A 16,337-nucleotide genomic window follows, 5' to 3' on the forward strand; every position below is an offset into this window, starting at 1 on the left:
TGCACTCGTCGAGTGCATCATTCCACACGGCGCGTGAAATGATCGTCGGTGGCCACAGGCCAACAGCCCAGTTTGGTTTATCGGCAGAACTGAGAAACCAGTTTGCGACACCATGTCACGAACCAACTCACCAAACCGCTGGCCGACGCGGTCAGGAAGGCTTCTTCTCCGCCTCGACCTCTAGTGCAATCTGGATGAGACGTCGGATTGCCTCGCCTTCAGTATCGACCTGATTCGCAAAGCGCCATTCACGGATCGCGCGCCGCAATGACGGCTCCATCAGCATCTGAATGCGCTCTGTCTTTGGTTCGCTAGCCATGCAGCCGAACCTAAGCGGGACACTGGATGTAGGCAATATGCTTGACATGTGTATGTCGCTTATGAAATGTGTGACATACACAACCTACACATATGGGTCGGAGGATGCAATGATTTGCGTTGCAGCATCGCCAAGCTTGATTAGTCGGGAAGGGACTGCGCCCCTTTCATCGGCAGACTTGAAGGGGTTCGCGAACGACGAGCCTCGTATTCGCGACCTTAGAGTCGCAGAGCGGCTTGGCATGGCTCAGCCTCTCAACATCCGTCAATCCATCGAGCGAAACCGCGCCGAGTTAGAGAGCTACGGATTGGTTCACACCACGTGTGAGCCAATCCGTAGCGGCAAAGGTCGCGTTACGATGGTCACGATCTACTGGCTCAACGAGGGTCAGGTGCTGGTCATCTGCATGCTGTCCCGGACGCCCCAGGCCGCCCAGGTCCGCAAAGAGGTGATCGAGGTCTTCATGGCCTACCGGCGCGGTCTCCTGACCGGCGAGATCGCCCAGGTCGCCAACGACGCGCCTCGTCGCGGTCGTCCACCCGGCCTCTCAGTGGACCTGCCGGAGAAGGCCCGGCTGGTCTGGGCCTACATGGAGCCCCGGCTGTCGGCCGAGTCGTGGATGCCGATCGCCCTGTCGGACGTGGCCGCCGGCAGCGGTGTCCGCTACTCCTCGGTCAGCACCGTCGTGAACGCCCTGGTCGACCGCAAGCTGCTCTGGCGCCGGAAGGGGCCGCACCAGAAGGCGCCGAACGAGTACCGGCTCCGCCTCGAGGGATCGACCAGGGAAGCGCCGAAGATCGCCGCGGCACCGCCGGCCGGGCTGGTGGGTCTGCGCGAAGGCTATGCCGTCGTCCAGGGCCAGCTGATCGACATGACGCCACCCAGCTACCGGAAGGGCGACCGTGTCGCCGTGCGACTTCGTAACGGCAATCTGGGACTCTACACGCTGCTGGAGGACGCCCCCGACCGGCACTTCCTCTTCCACCACTGCCTGAGCTGGATCGGGCGCGTCGACGATGGCGTCCGAAGCTCGGAGGGATACCGCTCGCACGAGAACGTCATCGTCATCGGCCGGGTCGTCGGGCCGGCCCTCCCGCCGCCGGCCGATGCCGGTTGACACTACCCCGCTTGTCCTTGCCGGAACTGGAAACCGGCGCGACACCCACCCGGAGGATCGGTAGCAGCATGGTCGCGCGACTCGATGACATGGCCGCCCTGCCCTTCTGGCCGCGCTTCCTCAGCCGTGAGCAGGCTGCGGCCTACCTCGGGGTGTCGACAACCACCTTCGACGAGGAGGTGAACGCCGGTATCTGGCCACCGGGCGTCCGACGCGGCGCCCGGGAAGGCCGGATCACCTGGGATCGGGTCGCAATCGACCGGGCTGTTGACTCCGGCCCCTTCGCGTCGAAGATGCAGGAAGCGGAGGACGACGACTATGACCGGCGGCGCGAAGCCCACGAAGCCAAAAGGCATAAACAGCGTCAGGCGCACGCTCGCTGACGGCACCGTCCGTTTCTACCACTACGACCGCGCGACCAATCAGAAGCTGGAGGGAGAGCCGGGCACCGCCGAGTTCGAGGCCAGCCTCCGCCGAGCACGCCGCGCCGGCCGGCCGCGCCGCGCGAAGGCCAAGAAGCCCGAGTCGGCTTGGAAGGTCATCGGCCACGCCTATCAGCAGAGCCCCGAATACCTCGTCCTGGTGCCGAAGACGCGCCGGGACCGGGACCGCATGATCGGCGAGATCATCGACCGGTTCGAATTCCAGACCCTGACCGATCTCAGCCGCCGGCGCGTGCGGGAGGATTTCTACCGCTGGCGCGACGAGCTGGCCGCCACACCGGCGAAGGCCGACAAGATCACCGGCCTCATGTCGCTGCTGCTGCAGTTCGCCTACGACCGCGGCATGGTCGATGTGAACCACGCATCCCGCATCAAGCGCCTGACCAGCCACGGCTCCCGCAAGGACATCATCCTGACCAGCGAGCAGGAGGCCGCCCTGCTGGCCGCCGCTCCGCCGCATCTGGCGCGGGCGATCCGGTTCGCCCTGCTGACCGCGGTGCGCCAGCGGGACATGTGCAGCATCCGGCGCGACCAATACCGCGACGGCTGGCTGCACATCATCCCGACGAAAACGCGGAAGACGACCGGCGCCCAGGTGTGGATCCCGGTCTTCGCCCTGCCCCCGCTCCAGGAGCTGATGGAGGAGCTGCTCGCCCTACCCGACTGCGGCGGCGCGCTGCTGCCCTGGGACGGCGAGCGGGGCTATCGGGCGCTGGAGCCCGGCAACGTCGATTACCAATGGCGCAAGCTGCGCGATAAGGTCCTGGGCGAGGATGTGGACCTGCACTGGCACGACCTGCGCGGCACGGCCATCACGCGGCTCTATGAGGCCGGCTGCACCGACGCCGAAGTGTCCTCGATCTCCGGACATGCAGGCCGGTCAGAGACCAGCCTGCGCGACTATCAGGCCCGGACGAGGAAGCTGGCGCTGGGGGCGTTTGGAAAGCTGGCGCGGTCGGCCGCCGAGCCAGGGGATCGAAACGTAGTGGCCTTGGTGCGTTAGGCGCTCCCTCACGAGCTACCCAACTCCAGTGAAGAGTGTTGCAAAATCGCGTCTCCACTGCCGAGTCTCTTTGCTTTAGAACAGGCTCCGGGTTCCACGGGGCGAAAACGGTAGCTATGACAACGGAGGCCACTCAACGCGGCAGCCGCAAGGTTATTGTCAAGGATAGCGAAGTAAGAAGCGCTCTCCATAGGAAGGTGTTGGCTGAGCACCATGAGGAACCCGACACCCTTGTTCTAGACGAGCTTGGGCTTGAGCATGGAACCTGCAGAGTAGATGTCGCGGTCATTAATGGCAGCATCCACGGTTACGAGATAAAAAGCGATGCAGATACCCTGGAAAGGTTGCCTTTTCAGATCGAAGTTTACTGCCGTAGCTTAGACAAAGTAACTCTTGTGTGCGGAGCCGCTCACCGAGAAAAAGCCGAGGCAATTATTCCGGATTGGTGGGGCTTAAAATTAGCTATCGGCGGACCGCGACGGGCTGTCCACTTTGAAGATATTAGACGCCCGAAGCTAAATCGATCAATTGATGCCGAAGCCGTTGCGACCCTTCTCTGGAGCCACGAGGCTCTTGCCCTCCTCCAAGCTGCAGGAGCAGCCAAGGGTATGAAGGGCAAAAGCCGCGCTGTACTTTATAGGCGCCTTACGGAAGTGATGCCGCTGGAGCAGCTCCGTGACCAGGTGAGGACGTGCCTGAAGGCCCGGACGCAATGGCGCTCATCTGCCCCGCCACGAAGGTTATGTGGTGGTTGACCCCAATTCGGACCCAAGTTTCCAAGTTCCCAGCTTTTGCGGTGCCCGAAGCAATGTCATGGATCTCCTGATCACCAGCGCTGAAATGAGAACCGCAGTAGTCTGGGTGAGAAACTAGTGTTGTTGCGTGAGTGTAGAATTGGGTGTACTTACCACCGCCCGGCGTCTTTACCCCCTGCCCTCGAAGTACAAGCCAATAATCTTCCCGCGTATAACGAACACTTGCGCTTGGGTTTACGAGAACGGGGTCAATGTCACCGAGAACCGGATGCACCGTTGCATAGTCGCCATAGGCAGGAATGCGTGGGAGGGTAGCCCCGCGAACAGCGTTGTAGATCAGCCAGTCGATCCGCGGAATTGTATGGGTGCCGACCGCGTAACCTCCGAGTGCCTGCGGGAACGCTCCGCCGACCAACGTCAGCGAACGCAGAATTGCCGCATAGGGCAGCGCACGGAGACCTGCAACGATCATTCTGGCCAGGAGACCAGGGTTTGAAACGGAATCGACCGCGCTGAGATCGACGATCACGTCACACTGATCCGCTGGCGCACCAATCGACGCCATTAGGTTTGCCAGATCGAGAGCAAGACTTGGTCGATCGAGGTCTGCAAGTTCAAGCCGGAGGCAGGCCCCTCGGCTATCGATGGAAACTGCATTCCGCACCGCCGCTTGATAAGCGGGGTCGCGGTCGAAGCTCGTTACCGGTACAGCCTGAAGACCTGCGGTTCGCGCATCGCTGAACACAGCAGTCACAATGTGCGTGGTACCACCGACACGGGCATGGGCTTCCACTTGGCCGGCATCGATGAAGAGTGGAGCATTGATGCCCCAGCTTTGAACGAGTTGCGGAACATATCGCACAGCGCGAGCATCGAATGCCGCATCAATGCCTGAAGCGTTGGGATCGAAATCAGCCTCGTACAGGAGATCAAATAGTGGCGTCATCCACCGCCTTGCGGCCGGTGTCAGCGCAGCAACAGCATTAAGTTCACCACGCTTGCATTTCAGAAGGGGAACGTAGTGGTTCTGGTCAAACATAGCAGCTCCAACTGACATGGTTGCGAGTTGCCTTGACGCCTGACCACCGTGTCGCTTACATACACAGGTATGCAGAAGGCAGTGCCAAGGCAACACGTTGTCACGGCACAGGAACCGACCGAGTTGGCGCTCGGCCGGTTCTTTTATTGCCGCATCCTATCAAGATTAGGTAATCCGAAATTGGATTCAACATCTTATAGTTTTTAGCGGCATTGCTTGGCTTTCTAGGTAGAAAACGGCGTTTGCAAACTCCTGCAAAACGGCTGAAAAACGCAGCGAAATCAATGTCGTTGGCTTTCAGTGGCAGAGCCGGACGCCGCCGTTCAGCGTCAGGCCGGAATGCGGCAGCCACAGCGTGCCGAGCCAGCGCTTGGCCTGGGTGCCGCGCCAGGGCAGCTCGTCGGAGCCGACATAGTCGGCGCTGGCGAACTCCTCGATGCCCAGCAGCTGGCTCCACTGCTTCCAGCCGACGACGGCGAAGCGCTGGCCGTCGTCCGGCACGTCGGCCTCGCCCATCATCTCGAAGGCGGCCAGGATCTTCGCCTTGGTCAGCCCGTCGGTGGCGCCGCCGGCATAGTTGACGGACTTGTTCAGCTCGGCGATCAGCAGCTCGTCGGTCTTGCGGCCCAGCGCATAGGCGCCGGCATTGGCGATGATCTGGCGCTCGTCGATGTTGGTCTTCAGCTCGTCCAGCCGGTCGACCCAGTCGCCGGCATAGAAATCGTACAGCGCGCATTCCACCGGCGTGTGGTCCAGGTTCATCACCGGAACCGCGCCGTGGCGCGACTTGGTGGAGGCGGCACCCTTGCCCACCTTCTGGAAGACGGTGGAGGCGCCCTGCACGTTGTTCTTGCTGCGCACCGTGTTGCGCAGCTTGGAGCCCATGCGCTGGTAGGCCTCGTGGACCTCGCGCTCGAACTGCTTGACGAAAGCCTGGGCGATGCTGGTCGACATGGGGATGTTTTCCTTTCGCGTTCCTGCGGGCTCCCGCTCGTGGGGCGGCGGGAGGGATCGTTCCGCCGTCCGGTTGTCGGGATGCGTGCGGGACGCAGCGCCGGCCGCGGGCGAAACGCGAAAACGAAAAGGGCCGGCCGGACTTTGGAAGTGTCCGACCGGCCCTTTTCAGACCGAAGCGAGGGGGGAGCTTTGGTGCTGTCGGGCGGCAGGTCCAGGGGCGGACCCGTCGCCTTGACAGGATTGGTTCTAGGATTTTATGCGGGAGCGGTCAAGGACTATTTTCATAACAGATCCCCTCCCCTGCCCAGCTCTCGCACAAAGCTTTGCTTTGTGCTGACGCGACAGGCGGACCATAGGTCCGCTGAGAGCGGGGGAGGGTCAGGGTGGGGGCATTCGTCAGCCGACATCAACCCACCGAAACCCCTCAATGCCGAACCGGCCCCGCCACCCAATGGCTGACGATGGTCTCCGCCTGGGCCGGCGGGATCTCCGGGTGATGGTAGCGATACACCGTCACCGCAGCCTCCAGCGCATAGCGCTCCGGCTGGCCGCAGCGGCACAGGCCGGAATAGCAGCGCTGCACCGCGTCGCGGCAGGCGATGGCGTCGGCGATCGGCTGATCGGCCTCAAGGAAACGGGGATCGGTCATGGACGCTCCTCCTCATCCTGGGCGTCGTCACCCGCGTCGTCCAGCGGCACGCCATAGATTTCCAGCCGGTGGCCGACGATCTTGTAGCCGAGTTCGTGGGCGATCCGCTCCTTCATCGCCTCCAGCTCCGGACTGGCGAATTCGATGATCCGGCCGGTGCGGGTGTCGATCAGGTGATGGTGATGGTCGGCCGTCGCCTCTTCATACCGCGCGCGTCCGTCGCCCAGATCGACGCGCTCGATCACCTGCGCGTCCTCCAGCAGCCGCATGGTGCGGTAGACGGTGGCGATGGAGATGCGCGGGTCGATCTGCACGGCGCGGCGATGCACCTCCTCGACGTCGGGATGGTCGTCCGCCTCCGACAACACCTGCGAGATGACCCGGCGCTGCCCGGTCATCTTCAGCCCCTTCTCCATGCACAATGCTTCCAGACGCGACGTCATAACCCCAACCCTGGTCTTTGCTTGCCGAGACCCCATCATACTGAAAACCGTTCGCAATCCCAGAGCGGTTTCGCAGCGACGCGACGTCGCGATCCCGCCGGCGGCATCTCGCGCGCCGGCAATGACGGAGGACCCACCGGAATGTCGTGCACCCCGCCCCGCCATCCGCACCGCCTTCTGGGCCGCCATCTGGGCTTTGGCCCGGCCCTGCTGCTCGCCGGTCTGTCGCTGGCGGCCGCTCCGGCGCTTGCCCAGCAATCCGCCCCGGCGCCCGCTCCGGCCGCCCAGGCCGCCATCGCCGATGCCCAGGGCAAGCCGCTGGGCACCGTCACCTTCACCAAATTCCCGCACGGCATCCTGGTGCATGGCCAGCTGGAAGGGCTGCCGCCGGGTTGGCACGGCATCCACATCCATGAAAACGGCGCCTGCACCCCCGATTTCAAGGCGGCCGGCGGCCATTTCGGCGCCCAGGGCTCCAAGCACGGGCTCGAATCCGAGCACATGCATTACGGCGAGCTTCCCAACATCTGGGCCAACGAGGCCGGCAAGGCCGGGTTCGAGGCAATCACCCACATGGTCAGCCTGACCGACGGCGCCGACGGCCTGTTCAAGCAGGGCGGCACCTCGATCATCATCCACGCCCAGCCCGACGATTACCTCAGCCAGCCTGCCGGCAATTCCGGCGACCGCCTCGCCTGCGGCATCATCAAGAAGCCGTAAACGCCGACGGACGGCACCGGGGCGCGACCATCTGCCGCAGCATCGCGGCGCCGGCTCGCGCCCCTTCCTCTCCTGCCACGTCTCCGCTCGACCCCACGCAACACTCCGCGCACCCCTGCCGCGCGACGAGTTTGCTTGCCAAATCAAGCCACCGGCCCTATCTGTCCGGGGTCGGACGGCGCCCGGCGCCGCGCGAGTCCGCGCAGGCACCTGATCGCCCGCCGCCCGACGGCTCCGCGCCAACCCGCCGCGGAGCGCGCAAGCCCGGCCGCTCCCTCCTGGCGCGGCCCCCATTCTGGTGACCAGGACCATCGCTTCCATGACCGAATTTTCCGGCCTCGGCCTGATCGAGCCTCTTCTGCGCGCCGTCGCGGAGGAGGGATACTCCACGGCCACGCCGATCCAGGCCGGCGCCATCCCGCTTCTGCTGGCCGGCCGCGACGTGCTGGGCCTCGCCCAGACCGGCACCGGCAAGACCGCCGCCTTCACCCTGCCGATCCTGCAGCGGCTGTTCCAGAACAAGAAGCGCGTGGCCGCCAAGTCGCCGCGCGCCCTGATCCTGACCCCGACGCGTGAGCTGGCGCTGCAGATCGGCGACAGCTTCACCACCTACGGCCGCCATCTGCCGATCCGCCGCACCGTCATCCATGGCGGCGTCGGCCAGAGCCCGCAGGTCGCCGCCATCGCCCGTGGGACGGAGGTGCTGATCGCCACCCCCGGCCGCCTGCTCGACCTGATGGCGCAGAACCACGTCAATCTCGGCGGCATCGAGCTGTTCGTGCTGGACGAGGCCGACCGCATGCTCGACATGGGCTTCATCCGCGACGTGCGGAAGGTGGTGGCGGTGCTGCCGAAGGAGCGGCAGACCCTGCTGTTCTCCGCCACCATGCCCGACGCGGTGGCCGAACTGGCCAACAGCATCCTGACAGATGCCGAGCGCATCGAGGTGACGCCGCAATCGACCACGGTGGAGCGCATCAACCAGCGCGTCCTGTTCGTCGAACGCAGCGACAAGCGCCGCCTGCTGGCCGACCTGCTGGCCGATTCGGCGATGGCCCGCACCATCGTCTTCGCCCGCACCAAGCATGGCGCCGACCGCATCGCCGACCACCTGAAGAAGGCCGGCATCGCCGCCGACGCCATCCATGGCGACAAGTCCCAGTCGGCCCGCGTCCGCGCCCTGGACAGCTTCCGCAACGGCGAGCTGCGGGCGCTGGTGGCGACCGACATCGCCGCGCGCGGCATCGACATCGACGGCATCAGCCACGTCATCAACTTCGACCTGCCGAACGAGCCGGAAAGCTACGTCCACCGCATCGGCCGCACCGCGCGCGCCGGCACCGACGGCAGCGCGGTGTCCTTCTGCGACCATGAAGAGGTCGGCTATCTGAAGGACATCGAGAAGACGATCCGCCAGCCGATCCCGTCCGACACCACCCACCCCTACCACGCGGTGGATGTGGCTCAGATCCACGCCTCGTCCAAGCCGCCGCCCCGCCCCAAGGCGCCGGGCAGCAACCGCAATCAGAACAACCGCAACCAGCAGCAGGCCCGTCCGGCGAACGCCGCGCCGAAGAGCGCCGCGAAGCCGGCTCAGCAGCCGGGCAAGCCGGCTCCGCAGAAGGCCGGCAAGCCGGCCGGCGGCGCGCGTCCCGATGCCGCCCGCAACGACCAGAACCGCCACGACCGCCGCCCGGCTCCGCATGCCGTGTCGCACGGCAACAGCCAGGGGAGCGGCAAGCAGGCGCCGCGCACCGCCGGCACCCCCGGCGGCAACACCCCGCTGCGCCGCAAGCCCAGCGCCGCCTGATCCGGACAGCACCCACGAAAAAAGGCCCCGTCTCAGCGAGACGGGGCCTTTTTTCATTACGATCGCTCGGCCGTCAGCCCTGCGCTTCCGCGGCGTGCGCCGCCTGCACCGCCGGACGGGCGGCGACGCGCTCGGCGAAGGCCACCAGATTCGGCCAGGGCGACAGGTCGAAGGCGATGCGCGGCAGCCAACTCAGCACCGTATAGGCATAGGCGTCGGCGACGGTGAAGACCTCGCCGGTCAGATAGGCCTTGCCCTCCAGCTGCTGGTTCAGCACCGACAGCTTGCCGCCCAGCACCTTGGCGGCAAAGCCCTTGTACGTCTCCGACACCACGTCCTTCAGCATCGGGAACAGCGGGACGACGCCCTTGTGCAGCTCCGAGGCGATGAAGTTCAGCAGCTCCTGCACGCGGTAGCGCTCCATCGTGCCCGCCGCCGGGATCAGGCCGCTGTCCGGCGCCTTGTCGGCGACGTACTGGACGATGACGGCGCATTCGGTCAGGATTCCGCCCTCGTCGAGCGCCAGGGTCGGCACCTGCCCCTTCGGGTTCACCGCACGGAAATCGCTGCCGTCGGGCAGGGTCTTGGCCGCCAGATCGACCTTGACCAGATCGAAGGGCAGCCCGGCCTCGCGCAGGACGATGTGCGGCGACAGCGAGCAGGCGCCGGGCTTGTAATAGAGCTTCATGTCTCCGAAACCCTCTTTGGGTGGTTCACGCCGTCATGGCTACCCCAAAGAGATCGGCGCCGCCAGCGTCGCGGCGGGGGTCGGACCGCCCGCGATCAAACCGCCTGAGCCGCCAGCTTCCTGGCCTGACGGTCGATGAACCACCACGCCCCGCGCGAGGCGACGCTGCACAGGCGGGTGTGCGGCTTCAGCCCGCAGGCCTTGAACACCATGGCGATGGCGCGGTCGACATGCTTGCGGCGGTAGCGGCCAAAGGCGCGGCGCTTGTAGGCGGCGTTGTAGAGCTTGTGCTCGTACACGGCGTCGGCCGGGGCGTTGGCGGCGTAGTAGGCATAGGCCAGCTCGTCATCCTCCGACTCGCCGATGCGCGACAGCGCCACCTTCAGCCGCTGCACCTTGTTCAGCCCCTCGCGGTCCAGATACTTCTTGGCGTAGGTGTAGAAGATCTTGTAGTGGCGCAGCTCGTCGGCGGCGATGTTGCGGCAGATCTCCTTCAGCACCGGCTCGTCGGTCGAATCGCCGATGGCGGCGTAGTAGGAACTGGTGCCGGTCTCCACCATGCAGCGGGCGATCATCTCCCCGGTGCGCGAGCCGCGGACCGAGGCGTCGAGGTCGATCGGAACGCGGTAGCCGGCGCGGAAGCGCTCCACCGCCGCGCGGAAGTCGAAGGTCGGGTCGACCAGTTCGGCCCAGCGGCCCAGCGCCTCGCCATGCTGGACCTCCTCGATCGCCCAGCCGCGGGCGGCCTGCTGGAACTCCGGATCGTCCTTGAAGACGTTGCACAGATAGGCTGTGTAGTCGTCGGCGTTGAATTCCACCAGGGCCGCCGCCTTGATCAGCGGGACCAGATCGGGATCGATCCTGCCGGCGTCGAAACGGTCCCAGGGAAGCTCGTCGATCCGCCAATGCGCACGCGCCATGTCCGCTCTACCGCCTCGTTGTGGGCCGCGCTGCCGGTGCGGCCGGTTCATATCGGGAAAGGGTTCGCCGCTCCCGTGTCCCCGCCTTCATGCCGTCGGGTACGGCGGGGTTCACGGTTCAGGCCTTCGAATGTAATCGCTCTTTTTCGCGATGCAACCAAGTCGCAATGCAAACGGGCGGCCTGGATGCCCAAGCCGCCCGTTCGACCGAAGAGAGATATGCCGTTGGCGCCGCGATCCCGCAAGAACGGGAAGCGGGCCGACGGTCTCCGCTCAGTGAGCGGAGGACTGGCTCAGCGCGTCCAGCTTGGCGCGCGCGACGGCCAGCTTGGACTCGGCGGCAGCGCGCTCGGCGTCCGACTTGCTGTCGTCCACATCCTCGGACAGATCCTTGATCTGCTTCTCGACCGTGGCACGGTCCAGGTCGGTCAGCGCCACCGCTTCCTCGGCCAGCACGGTGCAGCGGGCCTCGGTGACCTCGGCGAAGCCGCCGGCGACGAAGACGCGGTCGACCACGCGGTCGCCCTCATAGACGTCGATGACACCCGGACGCACGGTCGAGATCATCGGCGAATGACCGGCGAGCACGCCGAAATCGCCTTCCGAACCCGGCACCACGACCATGTCCACGGGCTGCGACTTCAGCAGCTTTTCCGGCGAGACCAGCTCGAATTCGACTTTATCGGCCATGGGTTTCCTGGTGCCTCTTCATAGGAACCCCCTCCCCCGATGACGGGGAGAGGGGGTGTGCTGATGTCGATTTCCGCCCGGCTTTCTCAGGCCCCGTCACGGGGTCGTCGGAGCCGGGTCGGAATGCCGCGATCCCGGATCAGGATCAGGCGGCGGCCAGCTTCTTGGCCTTGGCGATCGCCTCGTCGATGGTGCCGACCATGTAGAAGGCGGCCTCCGGCAGGTGATCGTAGTCGCCGTTCACGATGCCCTTGAAGCCCTTGATGGTGTCTTCCAGGCTGACCAGCACGCCCGGGGTGCCGGTGAACACCTCGGCGACGTGGAACGGCTGCGACAGGAAGCGCTGGATCTTGCGGGCGCGGGCCACGACCAGCTTGTCCTCTTCCGACAGCTCGTCCATGCCCAGGATGGCGATGATGTCCTGCAGCGACTTGTAGGTCTGCAGAACGCGCTGCACCGAGCGGGCGACCTGGTAGTGCTCCTCACCGACGACGCGCGGGTCGAGGATGCGGCTGGTCGAGTCGAGCGGGTCCACGGCCGGGAAGATGGCCATTTCGGCGATCGAGCGCGACAGCACCGTGGTGGCGTCCAGGTGGGCGAAGGAGGCGGCCGGGGCCGGGTCGGTCAGATCGTCGGCGGGCACGTAGATGGCCTGCACCGAGGTGATCGAGCCCTTCTTCGTCGAGGTGATGCGCTCCTGCAGGGCGCCCATGTCGGTGCCCAGCGTCGGCTGGTAACCCACCGCCGACGGGATGCGGCCCAGCAGAGCCGACACTTCCGAACCGGCCTGGGTGAAGCGGAAGATGTTGTCCACGAAGAACAGCACGTCCTGGCCTTCCTCGTCGCGGAAGTACTCCGCGAGCGTCAGGCCGCTCAGCGCGACGCGGGCGCGGGCGCCCGGCGGCTCGTTCATCTGGCCGTACACCAGGGCCACCTTGGAGCCCGGGCCGTCGAGCTTGATGACGCCCGACTCGATCATCTCGTGGTAGAGGTCGTTGCCCTCACGGGTACGCTCACCCACGCCGGCGAACACCGACACACCGCCGTGCGCCTTGGCGACGTTGTTGATCAGCTCCATGATCGTCACGGTCTTGCCGACGCCGGCGCCGCCGAACAGGCCGATCTTGCCGCCCTTGGCGTAGGGGGCCAGCAGGTCGATGACCTTGATGCCGGTGATCAGCACTTCGGCGTCCGTCGACTGGTCGACGAAGTCCGGGGCCTGACGGTGGATCGGCAGCGAGCGGGCGGCGTTGACCGCGCCGCGCTCGTCGATCGGCTCGCCGATGACGTTGATGATGCGGCCCAGGGTCTCGGGGCCGACCGGCACGGCGATCGGGGCGCCGGTGTCGGTCACCTCGGCGCCACGCACCAGACCGTCGGTGCTGTCCATGGCGATGGTGCGGACCGTGCTCTCGCCCAGGTGCTGCGCCACTTCCAGAACGAGGGTCTTGCCGTCGTTCTGGGTGTGCAGCGCGTTCAGGATCGCCGGCAGGTCGCCGTCGAACTGCACGTCCACGACGGCGCCCGTGACCTGCGTGATCTTGCCGACAGAATTGGTGGTGGCCATGGAGTAAAGCTCCCTAGGAACTCGGTAAGTGTCGGTATGCCGTCGCCGGCGCAAATAGGCTGGACGCTACGTGTCGGATGCGGCCGTTACAGGGCCTCGGCACCGGAGATGATCTCGATCAGCTCCTTGGTGATGTAGGCCTGGCGCGTCCGGTTGTAGGTGATCGTCAGCTTGTTGATCATGTCGCCGGCGTTGCGCGTCGCGTTGTCCATCGCGGTCATCCGGGCGCCCTGTTCGGACGCGGCGCTCTCCAGGAGGGCGCGGTAGATCTGGATGGACAGGTTGCGCGGCAGCAGCTCCGCCAGGATTTGCTCCTCGTCCGGCTCGAACTCGTACATCGCCTTGGCGTCCGCACCGGCGGCCTCGGCGGCCTCGGTGGCGACGGCGAAGGGGATGAGCTGCTGAACCGTGACGACCTGAGAGATCGCCGACTTGAACTTGTTGAAGATGACCGAGCAGACGTCGAACTCGCCGGCGTCGAACATCGACAGCACCTTCGTCGCCACCATGTCGGCGTCGCTGAAGCCGAGCCGGCGGCGGCCGACATCCTCGTAGCTCTCGACGATCAGGGAGGCGTATTCGCGCTTCAGCTGGTCGCGGGCCTTGCGGCCGACGGTCAGCAGCTTGACGGTCTTGCCCTCGCCCTGCAGGCGGGTGATCTGGCGCTTGGCCTCGCGGACGATGGAGCCGTTGAAGGCGCCGCAAAGGCCGCGGTCGGAGCTGATGACGACCAGCAGATGCACCTGATCGGCGCCCGTCCCGGTCATCAGCTTCGGGCCGTTGCCGCTGTCCTGCACGTTGGCGGCCAGCGACGACAGCATGCGGCCCATACGCTCCGCGTAGGGACCGCTGGCTTCCGCCTGCTCCTGAGCACGGCGCAGCTTGGAAGCCGCGACCATCTTCATGGCCGAGGTGATCTTGCGCGTCGACTGGACGCTCGAGATCCGGTTCTTTAGGTCCTTGAGGTTAGGCATGCCGGCCCTTCAATTCCGCTCGAGGTCATTCCGCGACCGTCTTTACAGGACGATGGGGGGCGGTTTCCCGCCCCCGCGCGCGGTCGGTCAGGCGAAGACCTTGGCGAAGCCGTCGAGGAAGGCCTTCAGCTTCTCTTCGGTCGCCGAGGTGATCTGCTTGTCGGTGCGGATCGCCGCCAGGATATCGGCGCCCTTGGCGCGGATTTCCGACAGGAACTTGGCCTCGAAGCGGTTCACGTCCTCGACGCGGATGGCGTCCAGGTAGCCCTTCACGCCGGCGAAGATCGACACGACCTGCTCTTCGACGGGCAGCGGCTGGAACTGGCCCTGCTTCAGCAGCTCGGTCAGACGGGCGCCGCGGGCCAGCAGGCGCTGGGTCGAGGCGTCGAGGTCCGAGGCGAACTGGGCGAAGGCGGCCATCTCGCGGTACTGCGCGAGTTCCATCTTGATGGTGCCGGCGACCTGCTTCATCGCCTTGATCTGGGCGGCGGAGCCGACGCGGCTCACCGACAGACCGACGTTGATGGCGGGGCGGATGCCCTTATAGAACAGGCCGGTTTCCAGGAAGATCTGACCGTCGGTGATCGAGATCACGTTGGTCGGGATGTAGGCGGACACGTCGCCGGCCTGGGTCTCGATGACCGGCAGGGCGGTCAGCGAGCCGTTGCCGTGGGCGTCGCCCATCTTGGCGGCGCGCTCCAGCAGGCGGCTGTGGAGGTAGAACACGTCGCCCGGATAGGCTTCGCGGCCCGGCGGACGGCGGAGCAGCAGCGACATCTGGCGGTAGGCGACGGCCTGCTTGGACAGATCGTCGTACACGATCAGGGCGTGCATGCCGTTGTCGCGGAAATACTCGCCCATCGTGCAGCCGGTGTACGGCGCCAGGAACTGCAGCGGAGCCGGCTCCGACGCGGTGGCGGCGACGACGATGGAGTATTCCATGGCGCCGGCGTCTTCCAGGGTCTTGACGATCTGGGCGACGGTGGAGCGCTTCTGGCCGACGGCGACGTAGATGCAGTAGAGCTTCTTGCTCTCGTCGTCGCCCTGGTTGATCGGCTTCTGGTTCAGGAAGGTGTCGATGACGACGGCGGTCTTGCCGGTCTGACGGTCACCGATGATCAGCTCGCGCTGGCCGCGCCCGATCGGAACCAGGCTGTCGACGGCCTTCAGGCCGGTCTGCATCGGCTCGTGCACCGACTTGCGCGGGATGATGCCGGGGGCCTTCACCTCGACGCGCTTGCGCTCGACGTTGACCAGCGGACCCTTGCCGTCGATCGGGTTGCCGAGACCGTCGACCACGCGGCCCAGCAGGCCACGGCCGACCGGAACGTCGACAATGGTGCCGGTGCGCTTGACGGTGTCGCCTTCCTTGATGCCGCGGTCGTCGCCGAAGATCACGATACCGACATTGTCGGTCTCGAGGTTCAGCGCCATGCCCTGCAGGCCACCCGGGAACTCGACCATTTCGCCGGCGCGGACGTTGTCCAGGCCGTGCACGCGGGCGACGCCGTCACCCACCGACAGGACCTGACCAACCTCGGCGACATCCGCCTCGGTCCCGAAATTCGCGATCTGCTGCTTGAGGATCGCAGAGATTTCTGCGGCGCGGATATCCATCAGACTGATCCCCCTGAGGCCTTCATGGCGAGTTGCAATTTGTTCAGCTTCGTGCGCACCGAGGTATCGACCATGCGCGAGCCGAACTTAACGATCATGCCGCCGATCAGCTCCGGATCGACGGAGGTGTTCACCAACACCTTGGAACCGATGGACGCCTTGAGCGCGTCGATGACGGCGTTGCGCTGGGCGTCGCTCAGCGGCTGGGCCGAGGTGACCTGCGCCGTGACCTCGCCGCGGCGCCGGGCCAGCTCGGCCAGGAAGCCTTCGATCATCCCGTCGATCGAGAACAGGCGGCGGTTGGCCGCCACCAGCCCGATGAAGCGCTTGGTCAGATCGGACACGCCGGCGCTGTCCAGGACAGCGGCCATGGCCTTGCCCTGATCGGCGCGGCTGATGACGGGGCTGCGGACGAGGCGACGGAGGTCAGCGCTCTCGGCCAGGATCTGCTTCAGCGTGGCCAGATCGCTCGCGACCGTGTCCAACGCCTGGTTTTCGTCCGCAAGCTCGAACAGCGCGGTGGAGTAACGCGCGGCGAGTTCGGATACGCCTGTTCCTTCGGATGCCACCTGATCCCTCGAATTGAGTTCGGTAGACGGTGAATTCGGCGGCCTTATAGGGTGTCA

At 65.6% G+C, this 16,337-nt stretch carries 17 protein-coding genes and 1 pseudogene; 6 read left to right on the top strand and 12 right to left on the bottom strand.

The window, feature by feature from the left end:
- Positions 1–151 precede the first annotated feature (151 nt).
- Entirely contained in the window at positions 152–286 is a 135-nt protein-coding gene (locus B9N97_RS36840) for a hypothetical protein (protein ID WP_280174796.1), read from the bottom strand.
- Between the two features lie 391 nt (positions 287–677).
- Between B9N97_RS36840 and B9N97_RS24430 the strand changes: the two genes are divergently transcribed.
- The 4 genes from B9N97_RS24430 (at position 678) to B9N97_RS37055 (ending at position 3,637) form a co-directional block, all read left to right on the top strand.
- Positions 678–1,436: a hypothetical protein gene (locus tag B9N97_RS24430; protein WP_085090269.1), complete on the top strand. Its 759-nt coding sequence runs from the start codon at positions 678–680 to the stop codon at positions 1,434–1,436.
- A gap of 68 nt (positions 1,437–1,504) precedes the next feature.
- The gene (locus B9N97_RS24435; RefSeq protein ID WP_085090270.1) at positions 1,505–1,819 is read left to right on the top strand and encodes a helix-turn-helix transcriptional regulator; all 315 of its coding nucleotides are present in this window, start codon (positions 1,505–1,507) and stop codon (positions 1,817–1,819) included.
- Positions 1,755–2,882 carry a tyrosine-type recombinase/integrase gene (locus B9N97_RS24440; protein ID WP_085090271.1) on the top strand — a complete coding sequence of 376 codons (1,128 nt, stop codon included), beginning with the start codon at positions 1,755–1,757 and terminating at the stop codon, positions 2,880–2,882. Before B9N97_RS24435 ends, B9N97_RS24440 begins: the two co-directional genes overlap by 65 nt.
- 116 nt (positions 2,883–2,998) lie before the next feature.
- On the top strand, positions 2,999–3,637 hold the full coding sequence (locus tag B9N97_RS37055) for a sce7726 family protein (protein ID WP_085090272.1): 639 nt from the start codon (positions 2,999–3,001) through the stop codon (positions 3,635–3,637).
- Here the strand turns inward: B9N97_RS37055 and B9N97_RS24450 are convergent.
- The 4 genes and pseudogenes from B9N97_RS24450 to B9N97_RS24465 form a co-directional block, all read right to left on the bottom strand.
- Positions 3,528–4,676: a beta family protein gene (locus B9N97_RS24450; protein ID WP_167393350.1), complete on the bottom strand. Its 1,149-nt coding sequence runs from the start codon at positions 4,674–4,676 to the stop codon at positions 3,528–3,530. The genes B9N97_RS37055 and B9N97_RS24450 overlap by 110 nt on opposite strands.
- Positions 4,677–4,976: 300 nt before the next feature.
- Positions 4,977–5,630: pseudogene (locus B9N97_RS24455) on the bottom strand (phage capsid protein); the annotation flags it as partial.
- A 427-nt stretch (positions 5,631–6,057) separates the two neighbouring features.
- Complete coding sequence (locus tag B9N97_RS24460) at positions 6,058–6,282, bottom strand: hypothetical protein (RefSeq protein WP_085090275.1); 225 nt, start codon at positions 6,280–6,282, stop codon at positions 6,058–6,060.
- On the bottom strand, positions 6,279–6,725 hold the full coding sequence (locus B9N97_RS24465) for a Fur family transcriptional regulator (RefSeq protein ID WP_085090276.1): 447 nt from the start codon (positions 6,723–6,725) through the stop codon (positions 6,279–6,281). Before B9N97_RS24465 ends, B9N97_RS24460 begins: the two co-directional genes overlap by 4 nt.
- A gap of 141 nt (positions 6,726–6,866) precedes the next feature.
- Between B9N97_RS24465 and B9N97_RS24470 the strand changes: the two genes are divergently transcribed.
- Both B9N97_RS24470 and B9N97_RS24475 read left to right on the top strand, forming a co-directional pair.
- Complete coding sequence (locus B9N97_RS24470) at positions 6,867–7,445, top strand: superoxide dismutase family protein (RefSeq protein WP_244560877.1); 579 nt, start codon at positions 6,867–6,869, stop codon at positions 7,443–7,445.
- Between the two features lie 319 nt (positions 7,446–7,764).
- Positions 7,765–9,255, top strand: coding sequence for a DEAD/DEAH box helicase (locus B9N97_RS24475; protein WP_085090277.1), 1,491 nt, complete (start codon positions 7,765–7,767; stop codon positions 9,253–9,255).
- 73 nt (positions 9,256–9,328) lie between these two features.
- On the opposite strand, the gene gstA is transcribed toward B9N97_RS24475, so the two are convergent.
- From gstA to B9N97_RS24510, 7 genes are all read right to left on the bottom strand, one after another.
- The gene (gstA, locus tag B9N97_RS24480) at positions 9,329–9,943 is read right to left on the bottom strand and encodes a glutathione transferase GstA (RefSeq protein ID WP_085090278.1); all 615 of its coding nucleotides are present in this window, start codon (positions 9,941–9,943) and stop codon (positions 9,329–9,331) included.
- A gap of 95 nt (positions 9,944–10,038) precedes the next feature.
- The gene (locus B9N97_RS24485; RefSeq protein ID WP_085090279.1) at positions 10,039–10,863 is read right to left on the bottom strand and encodes an acyl-ACP desaturase; all 825 of its coding nucleotides are present in this window, start codon (positions 10,861–10,863) and stop codon (positions 10,039–10,041) included.
- A gap of 273 nt (positions 10,864–11,136) precedes the next feature.
- Entirely contained in the window at positions 11,137–11,553 is a 417-nt protein-coding gene (locus B9N97_RS24490) for a F0F1 ATP synthase subunit epsilon (protein WP_085090280.1), read from the bottom strand.
- 145 nt (positions 11,554–11,698) lie between these two features.
- Positions 11,699–13,120, bottom strand: a complete 1,422-nt coding sequence (gene atpD / locus B9N97_RS24495; RefSeq protein WP_085090281.1) for a F0F1 ATP synthase subunit beta — start codon at positions 13,118–13,120, stop codon at positions 11,699–11,701.
- Positions 13,121–13,206: 86 nt separating this feature from the next.
- Positions 13,207–14,094 (bottom strand): F0F1 ATP synthase subunit gamma, encoded by an 888-nt coding sequence (locus B9N97_RS24500; protein WP_085090282.1) that lies wholly within the window; start codon positions 14,092–14,094, stop codon positions 13,207–13,209.
- Positions 14,095–14,181: 87 nt separating this feature from the next.
- Positions 14,182–15,711, bottom strand: coding sequence for a F0F1 ATP synthase subunit alpha (gene atpA / locus B9N97_RS24505; RefSeq protein ID WP_014248784.1), 1,530 nt, complete (start codon positions 15,709–15,711; stop codon positions 14,182–14,184).
- Positions 15,711–16,280, bottom strand: a complete 570-nt coding sequence (locus B9N97_RS24510; RefSeq protein WP_085090283.1) for a F0F1 ATP synthase subunit delta — start codon at positions 16,278–16,280, stop codon at positions 15,711–15,713. The genes atpA and B9N97_RS24510 overlap by 1 nt, the downstream gene beginning before the upstream one ends.
- Positions 16,281–16,337 lie beyond the last annotated feature (57 nt).

It is taken from the genome of Azospirillum oryzae (assembly GCF_900177515.1).
GTDB lineage: Bacteria > Pseudomonadota > Alphaproteobacteria > Azospirillales > Azospirillaceae > Azospirillum > Azospirillum oryzae_A.

Excerpts from the sequence above, each read along its gene's own strand:
- B9N97_RS24450 (WP_167393350.1), bottom strand. The coding sequence starts at position 4,676 with ATGTTTGACCAGAACCACTACGTTCCCCTTCTGAAATGCAAGCGTGGT.
- atpA (WP_014248784.1), bottom strand. The coding sequence starts at position 15,711 with ATGGATATCCGCGCCGCAGAAATCTCTGCGATCCTCAAGCAGCAGATC.
- B9N97_RS24485 (WP_085090279.1), bottom strand. The coding sequence starts at position 10,863 with ATGGCGCGTGCGCATTGGCGGATCGACGAGCTTCCCTGGGACCGTTTC.
- B9N97_RS24465 (WP_085090276.1), bottom strand. The coding sequence starts at position 6,725 with ATGACGTCGCGTCTGGAAGCATTGTGCATGGAGAAGGGGCTGAAGATG.
- B9N97_RS24440 (WP_085090271.1), top strand. The coding sequence starts at position 1,755 with ATGACCGGCGGCGCGAAGCCCACGAAGCCAAAAGGCATAAACAGCGTC.
- B9N97_RS36840 (WP_280174796.1), bottom strand. The coding sequence starts at position 286 with ATGCTGATGGAGCCGTCATTGCGGCGCGCGATCCGTGAATGGCGCTTT.
- B9N97_RS24490 (WP_085090280.1), bottom strand. The coding sequence starts at position 11,553 with ATGGCCGATAAAGTCGAATTCGAGCTGGTCTCGCCGGAAAAGCTGCTG.
- B9N97_RS24500 (WP_085090282.1), bottom strand. The coding sequence starts at position 14,094 with ATGCCTAACCTCAAGGACCTAAAGAACCGGATCTCGAGCGTCCAGTCG.
- B9N97_RS37055 (WP_085090272.1), top strand. The coding sequence starts at position 2,999 with ATGACAACGGAGGCCACTCAACGCGGCAGCCGCAAGGTTATTGTCAAG.
- B9N97_RS24475 (WP_085090277.1), top strand. The coding sequence starts at position 7,765 with ATGACCGAATTTTCCGGCCTCGGCCTGATCGAGCCTCTTCTGCGCGCC.
- B9N97_RS24430 (WP_085090269.1), top strand. The coding sequence starts at position 678 with ATGGTCACGATCTACTGGCTCAACGAGGGTCAGGTGCTGGTCATCTGC.
- B9N97_RS24435 (WP_085090270.1), top strand. The coding sequence starts at position 1,505 with ATGGTCGCGCGACTCGATGACATGGCCGCCCTGCCCTTCTGGCCGCGC.
- atpD (WP_085090281.1), bottom strand. The coding sequence starts at position 13,120 with ATGGCCACCACCAATTCTGTCGGCAAGATCACGCAGGTCACGGGCGCC.
- B9N97_RS24470 (WP_244560877.1), top strand. The coding sequence starts at position 6,867 with ATGTCGTGCACCCCGCCCCGCCATCCGCACCGCCTTCTGGGCCGCCAT.
- B9N97_RS24460 (WP_085090275.1), bottom strand. The coding sequence starts at position 6,282 with ATGACCGATCCCCGTTTCCTTGAGGCCGATCAGCCGATCGCCGACGCC.
- gstA (WP_085090278.1), bottom strand. The coding sequence starts at position 9,943 with ATGAAGCTCTATTACAAGCCCGGCGCCTGCTCGCTGTCGCCGCACATC.